The organism is Acidithrix sp. C25 (assembly GCF_904848545.2).
In genome coordinates this window covers 18,826-31,595 of sequence record NZ_CAJHCI020000001.1, presented here as the reverse complement: position 1 = coordinate 31,595, position 12,770 = coordinate 18,826, and the positions used below count along the sequence as shown (strand labels likewise).

Sequence of the window (12,770 nt, the reverse complement as noted above, 5' to 3'; positions counted from 1 at the left end):
CTCTGAAATGCTCCAATGAGCCCTTTTAATTTCTTGTAAGGTGTGTTAATCTTCTCATGACATGCTTACACCCGAGGAACTCGCCACTATTGAAGCATTCATGGCGAAGACTGAAAACATCGACGAATATAAGCGGGCGCTGGCAGTTCTCACCCTTGAAGATGGGAGTCCCCTCAACAGGACAGGCCTCTCTGTCAAGCATGTACAGCGAATTCGACGGTCATTCCGCAGCGTTGGCACTGAGGCATTCAAGGACAAGCGCCATAACAACGCTCCGGTACTTCTCTCAAAGTCTCAAAGAGATGAAGTGGCAATCATGCTCACGACTACAACTCCCAATGACCACGGCTATAGCAGTTCCCCGTTTTGGTCAACACGGATCCTGGCTACAGTACTCAAGCGCAGATACGGTGTTCTCTATGCCTCTAGGACTAGCTATTACGTTCTGTTTCGGGAAAGTAAGTTCAGCTTCCATCTGCCGGGCAAACAGTACGAGAAGGCTGATCCACAAGCGGTAGCTGAATGGAAAGACGAGCAGCAAGAACGTCTGAAAGAGGCATTCTCTGATCCAGATACGGTGATTCTCTGTGAAGACGAGATGGTTCTCACTCAGGCGACAACTACTCAGAAAGTGTGGATACCGAAAGGAACCACACCAGCTGTAATTGAGACCAATGGAACCAGAATGAACCGGAGCATCTATGGGTTTTTGAACCTCAAGACAGGCAAGGAGCATGCATTTGCAACAGAGCGCCAGACTATGCATGAAACAGCGGCCATACTGCTGGCGATCCGCAAGATCTACCCAAGAGAGAAGATTCTGCTTATATGGGATGGGGCAGGATGGCACAGAGGGAGCGTCGCTCAAGAGGCAATTAGGGAGCATCACATCGAAGCAGTCCATTTCCCTCCGTATTCTCCGCAACTCAATCCCCAGGAACACGTTTGGAAGCAAGGGCGCTCTGCTGTAACCCACAATCGCTTCATTCCCAAGATTGAACCAGTCACAAAGGAATTAGTCGACTATCTCAACACGACGACATTCCCATACTCTTTGCTTGATTTCAAGGAGCAAGTCAGAGTGTGAGCTCTATAGTTCCACCGATACGTGAAATAAAATCTAGCCAAAGGGACCCAAAGGGATGCAGATTCGAACAATCCAATGATTCCAATCCGGATAAGTTAAGTGACTCTAGTGCTATATAAGGCGTTCATGAAATGACCCAGACCCACCGAATTAGTAGGATGAAAACAAATCTAAACAGATTAGCGCAGTCAGCTTTCGAGTGCAACGATCAACAAACTCATCGATGCTACGACTAAGGGCTAGTAGCGCGAGCCATCGGCTCGATCGTTCAGGGCCAAACCTATCTAGCATCAAAGCGTTATGCTAGATAGGCAACCCGAACTCCGCCCCAGTGGGCTCCATTTACCCAAATAGGAGATGAGACATCCTTCATAAGGGCGTACTTTCCACCACCCATATCTCGTCGGTAAGTCTGCAATAGAACATGCTCTTGATTTCTTCCCGCAGCAAGTCCAGTTCGATCCGCAAAAATTCGTCGATTTCTGCAATTGGCAGCATTCCAAATCGGATCAGGTCCTTGGGGCTTGGAGAACTTTAGATTATGGGTAGGTAAATATCCATTTCGATCAACTGCCACACAAAAAACTACCCGCTCATCCATCTCAAGAGCCTTCTCCTGGGCCGAGACAAAAAGTTCATCGCTCAGACGAACAAACTTGGTTAAGTGTTGGATAGGGTTGCTTCCAGACACAGGAACGTAATCTGAATCAAATAGTTCAGATTCGCTAATCTTTCCGCTTGAGAGCGCATTCTCCAAGAGACGCGAGAACTCCGCGGCCGTGTTGATCGCCAAGTTGATAAAGGAGGTATCGATCGTCTCCACATCCGAGGTATTGGCCGTCTGCAACAGCACTTCGACGGAGTCCAAAAGGTCTGAACTCTTCGTCTTAGCCAGACCAAGTTCCTTAGAACTTGAATCCACCCCTTCAATTAGCATGGCCAAGGAGTTATTGAATGAAGTCATCTGGCCGCTAGATTCTTGTGCCGCGTTTGCCATCTCTGAGACATCTCCATCCACCTTGGCGACTGCCACTGAAACACCTGAGATGACTTCAGCTATCTGGTTAGTCCCAGCTTCAGTCGCGCTGGCCCCTTGGCGGGCCTTTTGGGCACTAGCTTCGAGGCTTCCAACCCGATCTGTCAAACCGGCCAATTTGTCGCCTATCGAAGCAGCCATTGAAATTGTTTGATCTGCTAAGTCTCTGATGGAATTAGCAATAACAGCAAATGAGGTTCCATGCTTGCCAGAGCGTACTGCTTCAATCCTGGCATTAAGGGCCAAGATGTGGGTCTGTTGGGCGATCTTATCGATTTGAGAAGCAACTCCTGCGACCGACTGAAGCTCCACACCGAGCTCTACGAGTTCATCACTAGTGCTAGATACCCATGAAGCCAACGTCCGAATCTCAGACAACGAGCTTCCCACGGTGCCTCTAGAAGACTCTAGGAGACTATCGACATCTTGAGCGACCACTTGGGTAGATTGAGCAAGTTGAGCAACTTTTTCATTGGATGAAACAACATCCCTAGCGACACCACCCATCTCTTGAAAATACTTGGCCTGTTCTTCAAGCTTTGTTGCGAGACTATCTAGCATTCCCCAGATGTCCACAACATCGATTCCAAGGCTTGAAGCCGAAGCGACCATTCGCGCCACTACAACTTCCGTACTTTCAACGTTGAAAGTACCGAAGTTGGAGCGACTCGTCGTCGCCTTATGCATACCTCTGGTCAACATCCGCATTTCGAAACCGCCTCAAAGACCCAACCTGTCATAGAATCTTGTATCGGCGCATCAGGGCTTTCATTTAGTTTTGTTATCAAACTATTCAAAAAACTTTAGCTCACAATTGAAATGTAAAGCAAGTAACCACTGACCTCCTCGGTTTGCCATTCTTATCCTAAAAAAACCAAAATCAACATCCTGAAACTAAGGTGTATGAACGAATCCCACGCCAAGGAATGAACCTTCTCACGATACGCGACACGACTCTCCCTAAATCAAAGGAGAATGGTAGTCATGGGAGAATTGCATCCAAAAGAGGCAACGCCTCGTAGAAAGTTTGACTCGGATTTCAAAAGTGACGCAGTCAAACTTGTAGAGATTGGAAATCGATCCATTAAGCAGGTGGCTAATGAGTTGGGTATCCCGGAGGCAACTCTTAATAATCGGGTCTACAACGTTCGGAGAGCAAAGAAGGCTTCCGGTGAGACTACACCGAACCTCATTGAAGAAAGAGCTCGTATATCAAACAGTCTTCGGCACCAGAGAGGAGGCAAGAATAGAGATCTTCGACTGGATCCAATGGTACAACCGGAAGAGGAGACATTCAAGTATTGGTGACATTTCGCCAATTGATTTTGAAAAGTCAGCTATGGTGAAAGCTGCATAGATAAGCGGAGTTCCGTGTCGCGTTTGGTGAGTAATTCCAGAAATTCGCATCTACTTGACGAAACTCTAAATTCAATTCTCCACCAGGGCCGCTGCCTGGATAGGCGTAATTCCAACGGCCGCAGCTGCCTCTGCTAACGTCAACGAATCCTCTATAACGAGCTTTCGAAGAGCTTCCCTTGCAAGTTTCAACGCATCACTATGAGATCTTCTAAGGGCGGCGGCGATTGAATCGTAGTCCGCAGTACTACTGTCTTCAAGCCTAAGGATATCGACTCTTGTCGCGGAAAAAGTAGGGCCATCATTGACCGGCTTTGTCGTATAATTTCGTCTAAATTCAATACACAACGGTTCCAGACCCATAGATAAAGCAACTACCGAGCGTAGCTCCCATTGAGCAGAAACTGGATCCGTAGCCAAGGAAGACAGATCGGGGTCATCCAACAAGGAGGCAAGCCAGAGATTTTCTGCAACCCTTCGCAGAGTTATCTCAAGAGTCACCTTTTCTGTCAATTCCCTATCCCTCACGCCATAATAAGTCGACCACAAAGAAAAATTAGTTAAGCCTTTTCATCAATTACTTATCCCGCATAAAAAAACAAACGCATATAATTCTTCTAACGGTCGACCTAAAATCAAAGTGCAAGAGCCGGTCGTGACCTTGATACATCAACAAGCCATAGGTGATCGTCGAAGATATAGTAGTAACCAGCCTGTCCAAAGTCTCGAGCCAGGCGATCAACCAAATCGAAGCCTTTTGCAAAAAATGCAGTGCCACTCTCGCTCCAGCCACTGCTCCAACCTCGACTGGGCCAAAATTTGACTTTCTGGTTACTTAACTCCAATAAGAGGCGTGCCTGTCTTGCGTGGTTAGTACGGCTTGACAACCTCTGCGCATTTGGATTCCAGGCTGTCAAGATAAAAAAAGGTAATTCAGATGCATATACCGAGGCAGTCTCGACAAACTTGCGATAGGAATCAGCGAGTAATTTGCCATCACAAAGTAGATAGGAATCTCTACCAATAAAAACCTCCAGAGAGACCTCGCTCCAGAGCTCCCAGATCTCATCACTAACTTCAACCATATCAATTCAAGATAAACCCCACGAAGGGCAAAACAGCAGTTTCGTTGGTTTCTGTGAGTGAACACTCCCCTTCTAAATCCTATCCAGTCGATCTCGAGACTTGGAGATAATTATTAGCGTATCCGCCTAGCAATAACACCACTTAGGAACATAACCACCGAGTGGCACTTCTAAGTAGACCTGGAATAAAACCAAGATATTATAGACAGACCCCGACTAGGCAAAAAGGCGTTTATTCTCCAGCCAGCAACCTAAAAAAGCTTGTAAAATATTTATTTGGAGCTAGGGATAAAACTTCTTCGAATTTCGCTTCACGATAGCGTGAACGAATAGAAGGTACGATTATTGAAGTTGAGAAAAACTATGCAGCTTACCAATTGCACCAATCGATACCATTCGAATTTGAACAACGCCAATCAGAAAAAAGCGCCGCATCTCTTATCTCAAAAATAGATCCGATCAAAAAAAAACCGATACTCTCCTGCCCAAATCAAATAGCGAATGCAAAAATAGGCGAATCGCAAATGCAATAAACACTAATATTCTCAATGGTGGCCAAAGATTTAAGATAGTAGCGGAGATTTATATGCGCGAAAGTGCGAGAAGTCCTGTTCTATCGCTCTTCTACTATTGCCTTGATCGCGTTGCTGGTGCTCTATATCGTCAAATAGCGTCTTGGCAGTTTGCATCAACTTCTCAGAGGGCGATGGCGAAGCCGAGTCTTTGCGAGGGGCATTGGCTAAAGTAACTGCGGTAGCGGCTTATCTTTAAATAGCTTAGACTCCAATTCAACCGTGGTACGGCTCTAATTATGAAAAGAAACTTCGCTCAATGCAAACTTCGCTCTCTCCAAGATTGGCACGATACTAAAGATACCTTGGGAAGCTCGCACCTTTTAATATCTCACCAAAACCCGGACCCTAGTCGGATAGGCACGACTCATTGCCGAGCCGTGCCCCCTTAAGATCCTGGCGGGCAACTTTCATCGCACTAGGCTCAAGCCTTATGAAGGCCCCTTTCGGGACCCGGTCATACAGTTACCAATTTGCCATGGAGGTATAGCCTTTACGACGTAGGCTTGTGACCTTCTGAAGTTACTACTAAAGTTCCGACCGATCGATCTTATCCCAATGTGTTTCGTCAGTAGGACCACACTGTGGCGTTAGCCATGTTAATTTGCCTTCCTAGCCTATGAGGTTCTATGAATCACGTAACTAAGACCGTCTCGTAACTAAGACCATTTCACACCTTGGCACCACAGAGAAGTCTGCTTGGCTCCGCACCAGGTAACGTCTCACCAGGTAATGTCTCAAGGTGTATCCGTCTCATTGCAAGCGCGCGTTTCGCTTTGCCTCCAATTGAATATTTCACCAATCCGTATGCTCGCATCCCCATCGACCTTCCTTGTAGTTGGCTTGCCCAATTGCTTGGGCGGAGATAGCGGCTTAGAAATGTTCCACCGAAATAACATACGCTGGGGTTAGGGCCTGCCTTTTCACCGGACGGAATTATTGTCAGCGCGCATCTATAAGACAATGATTCGACCGTTCCAGATAGCTTTTGGTCTAAGCCCATAAGCAACTTTGGCTTGTTTGCAATAACGATCTTTAACCAGCAGTTCATATATGTTGCTCATACCCAGCTAGGCCTACCTCCATGCTGCCTGGTTCCTTATTGTCTGGCCCCTTAGGGCCTTGTCGCTGGCAGTGTCGGCTTCACCTCACGGATTTGGCCTACGAGATTCCCCGCGGGTACTTTTCCGACAGCTCCACACTTAATGCTAGATAAGGCATAGCAACTGCATTCTGAGTCAGAAAATATTACCCGAAAGAGTTGATCTATGAATTGCACAATTGGCTCCTAGAGCGACATCGATCATTACACAAAGTCGATTCCGCCAATCTTTCCCGATGAAAACTCCTTCCTAGGAGGTCGCTCACTCAGTTGTAGACAAAGCTAGTGTCGTGATCTCTAAAGACCTAAGCTGTCCTATCACCAAGAAACAGTCTTGGAAGAAGTACACCAGAAGAATGTCGTCATGGGTAAAAGGCACACTTGTCGAAGCCCTTGAATCCACAACACAACAGGCCAAAGCAAGGCATGACCTTGTGAATGCAGCCTATAGGTCGCAAATGGACTCGAACTCACATCTAGGGAAGGGAAGGTAGTCGTGAGGGAGATAAGTTTTACTGTGCAAACGGGGATGTTCTCCAAGTCGACCTCAACGCTGCTTTGAACTTGCTACATAGATGCTCGGATCAAGAGATAACTCTCTACAGCCCGTATAGGGAAGTCCGAGGTATCTCAATAGCTCGTTCTCCAGCGCAACGATGCGTCAAGGGGCACGAGTTGAAGGAGACCAAAATCTCCTATCAAACGCGTGCGGATAAGCCTAAAGGCTCTGAGCAGTTATGCTAAGGTTTTTGGCAGCAGGCCTAGAATCTACGAGCCAAAAAAAGATAGATTAGGCAGGACCAAAAAGCAGTGACTTTCTCATAGTCAGCCCCATTAGCAAAGGTAGACCGACAGAGATCGACTTGGTCATTAAAAAGCTCGATATCAACTGTATCTAACCACCCCAACTCGTTAGAAGTTCAAATTAGCTTTAGATGCATCAGCCAAGATTCAGTGTGAGAAGATTAAAGAAAAATACGTTGAAAAACTGATCGCTCAGACAGCTATCCCAAGGACGTTAAATGGATATCAAGGAACGCTCGACGCGCGCTTGGCAAGGAAATATAGACGATACCAAAACTGAAAATTTGAATACCGCAGATAATCAGATCTATGAAATAACTGATCGAATTGCCTTCGTGCACTCCTTTGCTAACGTGGCTGTTGTTGATGTCGGAGAGACAATCACAATGGTCGACACAGGAGGGTATGGGCTGGCCAAAAAAGTCCATGCGGCCGTTAGATCCTGGTCAAAAAAGGATCTCGAAGTCGCAATCTACTCTCATGGCCATATAGACCATGTCTTTGGAGTCCCGGTCTTTCAGGCGAACCAGAGCCGGCCTATCACGGTTATCGCCCATGAGAACCTCAAGCATCGATTCGACAGATATATTGAAAGCGCTGGCTTCAACGAGATAATAAACAAGCGACAATTCCAAAATCATAAATTCGTGTGGCCGAAAGACTTCCGCTATCCCGACCGCGAGTATCGTCAAACATTGGAGTTGAAGGTCGGCGATACCGACATAGCTCTGAGTCATTCCAAGGGAGAGACTGACGACCATACCATGAGTTGGTTTCCCGAATCCAAAATGCTTGCATGCGGCGACCTCTTTACCTGGGTATCGCCAAATGCGGGTAATCCTCAAAAGGTTCAGCGGTACCCAAAGGAATGGGCAGAGTCACTAATCGAAATGGCCCAGATCGGGGCGGAACTCCTCATACCTGGTCATGGACTACCTCTTTTTGGGGCCGAAAGGATCAAGACCACACTTTTGAATTCAGCCGAACTGCTTGGGTCGATAGTATCTCAAACCCTTGCAATGATGAATGAAGGCCTCATTCTATCGGAGATAATAAAGACGCTAAGACCACCCTCACACCTTCTCGAACTGCCCTACCTTAAGCCAATATACGATGAACCCGAATTCATAATTAGAGCGGTTTGGCGCAAGTATGGTGGGTGGTACGAAGGCGAGCCAGGCGATTTAAAACCGCCATCCCTTGATGCCCTATCCTTTGAACTTCTCTCTCAAATCCAGAGTATTGACGCATTTCTAGACAGAGCAGAAGAACTTTCCTATAAAGCCGACGATCAATCAATGAGGATCGCCTGCCAGATGATTGACATAGCATTCAACTCACTTAAAGAGAGTCAAAAGGTCGCAGACCTACGCGCTTCTATATACCTTCGTCGATCAGAGAGAGAACTATCCTTGATGGCAAAGGGCATCTATACCTGGGCTGTCCGTGAAGCGACCGACCGGTCGCAAACACTTCAAAATAAAAGCTCCACTCAACTAGACCATCTCTAGTCAATAGTCAACGCCCAAATACCTGCTTAGAAGGTACAAACACAAAAGTCAAAAACCATAGGGAGACCATGTGAAATCAAGCAATAGAAGTCAGTATCAAAGATTGGAACTATCCACCGTTACTGGAATCCACATCCTCACAGGGTCTCTCACCGCAACGAATAAGTCAAGCAGTACTCTTGTTAGTCACAAAAAGCTTACAATATTGCTACCCAAAAAGCGTACTGTCAAATAGCACAACAAAACCTACTCTCTCCAGGTAGTGCTACCGTCTTTAAAAGCATGGAATCCACAAGGTAAAATCGCCTCAATTGATCACTCCGTCCCTGAGACAAAGTCTTAGCAATTAGACGTCACGACGGGGAGTCTAGAAGAACCAGTAATTAAAAATCTAACTCCATTGAAAGGAACTTCCAGACTGAAACATAGATAGATCACTCAGAGCACACGGTATTACAAATATTGTCAAAATCTACAGTCCGAATGCACAAAAATCCACTCAACCCATCAGCTACGGAGTATATTTATCACTATTAGATACAGTGCGCAAATCTGCTCAAAGGAGAACCGATGCTTACCGAATCCGACATAGCACTCTTGAAGGGAAAAGAATTCGCCATAATCGGCACCAATTCCCAAGAAAAGGGGCCGCAGTTAACACCAGTGTGGATCGACACCGACGGTACTAACGTGATATTCAATACGTCAAAGGGCCGAGTAAAACACAGAAATATCTTAGCCGACCCGAATATCACCATATGTATCGTCGACTCAGCTAACCCATACCATTGGATCAGCATAAGTGGCGTTGCAGAGATGACCGAGGAAGGCGCCGACGCGCACATCGACTTTCTGGCAAAAAAATACCTAGACCAAGAGTCCTACCCTTACCGAGGCCCTGGGGAAGTTCGGGTCATCGTCAAGGTAAGACCAACATCGCGCGCCAGTTCATAGGGCGTTTTCCTTTAGCTTTAGTGAGATGAAGAGTCTTTGTGAAATCCCTCGAATTGCTATGTCCGTTCAATTCACGAGCAAACCTAGACTCTTTCATCTAGCTATTTAAATCATCAAATTGGCTTTCACAGCCTCGATTTTACAACAAACATATTAACGTATAGTAATCTTTATAAAGTAGCATTATTGTGAAATTCAATGATTAAAGTCAATATTGATACGAGCTACGAGACAAGCAGTTATTTCTTAAGGCTCCACTAAACAATGATTACCATGTTTCATAATTTATCGATAATTATTTATGAATTATCTAGTGCTATTTTGGAATATTTTGACAGTAATTCTATAAATATATCGCAAGGCTTGAGTGTATGCTAAGGACGCAATTCTCAGTTAGTTCACCTCTATCGACCGAGTATACCATGTCGATAGAGGTAGTTAGTTCCACAGATTTGCCAAACTGACAGCATTATCCAACTCGTTTCCTAAAACAGTTACATCCTACATTCCAAATAGCTCATGTTGATAATGGAACCCAAACGCCCCGCACATCGATCTTCGCATCTTGAGAAAACACCGTCGACCTCACACGCGCACGTAAAGCCACTCTCGCGTAGTGACGGAATGCGACGGCCAATGTGGTACAATCGTTAATCAAGCCGTCGATCCTCTCGGGCATATCTCTCAAACTTGACCAATCAAAAACAGCTCTGATCTTTTTCAACCTTTCAATTCTTACAAATCGCTACAACTTAAAACTTTCAGCTCGTGTCATTCGATGCTGTCACAGGAGTCAGATAGCCTCAACTGTAAAGCGAAAACCACTTTCACAATCTCGAGAAATAGTCGTTGTTTGTTGAGAAATTCTTCTGGTCTATCAACGACTTTGCAAAGATAATAGCGCAGCGTACATATCAACTTCTTCTCGCGAACCATCGCCAATCCAAATGCCAAATAGCAAGGTGTAACAAGGATGACGATAACCACTACTCCAAATCTAAATAATGCGGTCCTAGAGCGGCTTCATCGAGAAGTATCCGGGATAATTTCTCAAACTGACTGGGCTAATATCGCAAAAGCGAGCGCGCTTTTAAATAATTTCTCCCCTAGAAATGCAGTCCTGATATCGATTCAATCCAAGGACAGAGGCACGCCAGTGAGTCATCTCTGTGGCTACAAGAACTGGCAAAAGCTTGGCAGATCTATCAAGGTTGGAGAAAAGGGCTATTCCATTTTGGCACCGATCTTTGAAGCCAAATCAAAGCCTCAGAATCCAACTTCAATGGCTGAGCGCTACGAAGAACAAGCAGAGGACGAGCCAAAAAAGGTGACGCGATTTAGATGGGTAACCATCTTCGACGTAAGCCAGACCGTAGGCGCAGAGATAACACCGCCAGCTCCTCAGCTGTTGACTATGGTTGCCAAACAAGCGCCTGAATTGGTGATCTTGCTCTCGCGAGCCATCGCCAATCGGGGATTTGAGGTGATCTACAGCCATCTAGAGGGCGCAAATGGCCTCAGCGACTTCAAATTGCGTCAAGTCGTAATCCACCATGAACTACCGCCAACACAACGAGCAAAGACGTTAGCCCATGAACTCAGCCACATAATCCTGCACCAAAAGGGAGTTCGCTCTAGGGCTATTGCTGAGATTGAGGCCGAAACAACTGCCTTTATTGTGATGTCTAACTTTGGAATCGATTCAGACGACTACAGTTTTGCATATATAGCTAGCTGGTCGAACGGGGATCTCTATTCCGTAATAAGCGTCGCGGAAAGATCTCAATCTGCAGCCCGAGAGATCACTGCAGAGTTAGTGGGGTCAAATGAATATCCACACCAAGACTACTAACACACTTGCAATAAAACACCGGATATTTGTTTTTAGCTCACCCATTCAAATTCGCCAGTGTATCTTTTGTTAGATACCAAACGAAAAAACAACCAATGCTTTGATTGCCTAATGATTTGCTTGATTTCACATGACATTTAAGAACAATATTCGAGGCGGAACATGACCAGATCATCTGCGAGCTTAGCTTCGACCTTCTTCAATGACGAGCACATCGCCGTTGCGGAAGCGGTCGACATCTACCTTGACTCCTTAGGAGATCGCAAAAACGAACTTTTAAGCAAGATCTTCCAAGAGAAACGCTATCCCGAGGAACTCATGGTAGCGATGGCAAAACTTGGACTTTTTGGAACTTTAATTCCCAAGGATTATGGTGGATCAGAGGTCGGACTTCTGGCTATGGTCGTAGCAATGGAGAGGTTTTCCGCCTATGGACTTGAGAACACCCTAGCTTTACTCACCACAATGGATACCTTAGCAATAATGGAGGGTGGCACGGAGCCCCAAAAAGCCGACTTGCTTCCGCGAATAGCCCAGGGCGAACTCAAGCTAGCATTTGCTATAACCGAGCCTGACGCTGGAACGAATTCATTCAATATGAGACTTAGGGCGACCAAGGAAGATGACGGATACCACCTAAATGGCGAGAAGGCCTGGATAACCGGAGTTGATCGTGCCGAAAAGCTTCTCGTTGTCGCGCGGACAACCTCCATCGCGGATCTCAAGGCCGCCAACCTGCCAAAGGCATATGGACTGTCGCTATTTCTAATACCCACAGATCTAGATAATCTAAAGCTCGACAAGATGCGCACATACGGAATAGAAGGATTCTCGCAATTCCACCTTCATTTCGACGACTGTGTAATACCGACCGATTCGTTGATCGGAGAAGAAAATCTCGGAGCAAAAGTTTTGTTTCACGCACTCAACCCAGAGCGCATAGTGGGGGCATCCTTCGCGGTGGGGATGACTGACTACTTCGTCACCAAAGCAGTCGAATACGCAAAAGAACGAAAGGTATTTGGGGATCAACCCATTGGATCCTACCAAGGGGTTGCTCATCCATTAGCGCGAATCCGCACGAACCAAGAGGCTGCCCGACTACTGACCTACCAGGCTGCAAGCCTTTACGATAAAAAAGCTCCCTCTTCGGTCGTTGGAACTTATGCAAATATGGCCAAATATCTTGCATCCGAGACCTGCTTCGAAGCAGCTGACCGGGCCATTCAGACCTTTGGAGGAGGAGGTTTCGTGGAAGACAACATGATAATTCAGATGTTAGCCGGAGCACGTCTATCCAAGACCGCACCGATAAATAATGAGATGGTTCTCAACTTTATAGCCGAACACGACCTTGGCCTACCTCGCTCATATTAGAAAGATTTAAAACCTAGAGCCAAAGACCTCCAAA

10 protein-coding genes and 1 pseudogene are annotated in these 12,770 nt (G+C 46.2%); 7 read left to right on the top strand and 4 right to left on the bottom strand.

What is annotated here, in order from left to right; all coding sequences use genetic code 11:
- The first annotated feature begins 61 nt into the window (after positions 1-61).
- Positions 62-1,087, top strand: coding sequence for an IS630 family transposase (locus ACIDITHRIX25_RS86790; RefSeq protein WP_201732178.1), 1,026 nt, complete (start codon positions 62-64; stop codon positions 1,085-1,087).
- 298 nt (positions 1,088-1,385) lie between these two features.
- Here ACIDITHRIX25_RS86790 and ACIDITHRIX25_RS86785 read toward each other — a convergent pair whose 3' ends face one another.
- Positions 1,386-2,825, bottom strand: coding sequence for a methyl-accepting chemotaxis protein (locus ACIDITHRIX25_RS86785; protein ID WP_201732177.1), 1,440 nt, complete (start codon positions 2,823-2,825; stop codon positions 1,386-1,388).
- Between the two features lie 273 nt (positions 2,826-3,098).
- On the opposite strand from ACIDITHRIX25_RS86785, the pseudogene ACIDITHRIX25_RS86780 reads away from it, so the two are divergent.
- Positions 3,099-3,290 (top strand): annotated as a pseudogene (locus ACIDITHRIX25_RS86780) (transposase); the annotation flags it as partial.
- Positions 3,223-3,480, top strand: a complete 258-nt coding sequence (locus ACIDITHRIX25_RS86775) for an IS3 family transposase (protein WP_502756204.1) — start codon at positions 3,223-3,225, stop codon at positions 3,478-3,480. The pseudogene ACIDITHRIX25_RS86780 and the gene ACIDITHRIX25_RS86775, both read left to right, overlap by 68 nt.
- A 71-nt stretch (positions 3,481-3,551) precedes the next feature.
- Here the strand turns inward: ACIDITHRIX25_RS86775 and ACIDITHRIX25_RS86770 are convergent, their stop codons facing one another.
- From ACIDITHRIX25_RS86770 to ACIDITHRIX25_RS86760, 3 genes are all read right to left on the bottom strand, one after another.
- Positions 3,552-3,992, bottom strand: a complete 441-nt coding sequence (locus ACIDITHRIX25_RS86770) for a hypothetical protein (RefSeq protein WP_052604704.1) — start codon at positions 3,990-3,992, stop codon at positions 3,552-3,554.
- Between the two features lie 122 nt (positions 3,993-4,114).
- Complete coding sequence (locus ACIDITHRIX25_RS86765) at positions 4,115-4,564, bottom strand: DUF3293 domain-containing protein (RefSeq protein ID WP_052604705.1); 450 nt, start codon at positions 4,562-4,564, stop codon at positions 4,115-4,117.
- Positions 4,565-5,806: 1,242 nt separating this feature from the next.
- On the bottom strand, positions 5,807-6,187 hold the full coding sequence (locus ACIDITHRIX25_RS86760; RefSeq protein WP_052604706.1) for a hypothetical protein: 381 nt from the start codon (positions 6,185-6,187) through the stop codon (positions 5,807-5,809).
- Positions 6,188-7,260: 1,073 nt separating this feature from the next.
- Here ACIDITHRIX25_RS86760 and ACIDITHRIX25_RS86755 point away from each other — a divergent pair.
- The 4 genes from ACIDITHRIX25_RS86755 to ACIDITHRIX25_RS86740 all read left to right on the top strand — a co-directional run bounded on the left by ACIDITHRIX25_RS86755 (position 7,261) and on the right by ACIDITHRIX25_RS86740 (position 12,736).
- Positions 7,261-8,553 carry an alkyl sulfatase dimerization domain-containing protein gene (locus ACIDITHRIX25_RS86755; RefSeq protein ID WP_052604708.1) on the top strand — a complete coding sequence of 431 codons (1,293 nt, stop codon included), beginning with the start codon at positions 7,261-7,263 and terminating at the stop codon, positions 8,551-8,553.
- Between the two features lie 570 nt (positions 8,554-9,123).
- Complete coding sequence (locus ACIDITHRIX25_RS86750) at positions 9,124-9,507, top strand: PPOX class F420-dependent oxidoreductase (RefSeq protein WP_052604709.1); 384 nt, start codon at positions 9,124-9,126, stop codon at positions 9,505-9,507.
- Between the two features lie 973 nt (positions 9,508-10,480).
- Positions 10,481-11,359, top strand: coding sequence for an ArdC-like ssDNA-binding domain-containing protein (locus ACIDITHRIX25_RS86745; RefSeq protein ID WP_052604710.1), 879 nt, complete (start codon positions 10,481-10,483; stop codon positions 11,357-11,359).
- Positions 11,360-11,521: 162 nt separating this feature from the next.
- Positions 11,522-12,736 (top strand): acyl-CoA dehydrogenase family protein, encoded by a 1,215-nt coding sequence (locus ACIDITHRIX25_RS86740; protein WP_052604711.1) that lies wholly within the window; start codon positions 11,522-11,524, stop codon positions 12,734-12,736.
- Positions 12,737-12,770 lie beyond the last annotated feature (34 nt).

Coding starts and splice junctions, on each gene's coding strand:
- ACIDITHRIX25_RS86790 (WP_201732178.1), top strand. CDS start 62: ATGCTTACACCCGAGGAACTCGCCACTATTGAAGCATTCATGGCGAAG.
- ACIDITHRIX25_RS86745 (WP_052604710.1), top strand. CDS start 10,481: ATGACGATAACCACTACTCCAAATCTAAATAATGCGGTCCTAGAGCGG.
- ACIDITHRIX25_RS86740 (WP_052604711.1), top strand. CDS start 11,522: ATGACCAGATCATCTGCGAGCTTAGCTTCGACCTTCTTCAATGACGAG.
- ACIDITHRIX25_RS86750 (WP_052604709.1), top strand. CDS start 9,124: ATGCTTACCGAATCCGACATAGCACTCTTGAAGGGAAAAGAATTCGCC.
- ACIDITHRIX25_RS86765 (WP_052604705.1), bottom strand. CDS start 4,564: ATGGTTGAAGTTAGTGATGAGATCTGGGAGCTCTGGAGCGAGGTCTCT.
- ACIDITHRIX25_RS86775 (WP_502756204.1), top strand. CDS start 3,223: ATGAGTTGGGTATCCCGGAGGCAACTCTTAATAATCGGGTCTACAACG.
- ACIDITHRIX25_RS86785 (WP_201732177.1), bottom strand. CDS start 2,825: ATGTTGACCAGAGGTATGCATAAGGCGACGACGAGTCGCTCCAACTTC.
- ACIDITHRIX25_RS86760 (WP_052604706.1), bottom strand. CDS start 6,187: ATGAACTGCTGGTTAAAGATCGTTATTGCAAACAAGCCAAAGTTGCTT.
- ACIDITHRIX25_RS86755 (WP_052604708.1), top strand. CDS start 7,261: ATGGATATCAAGGAACGCTCGACGCGCGCTTGGCAAGGAAATATAGAC.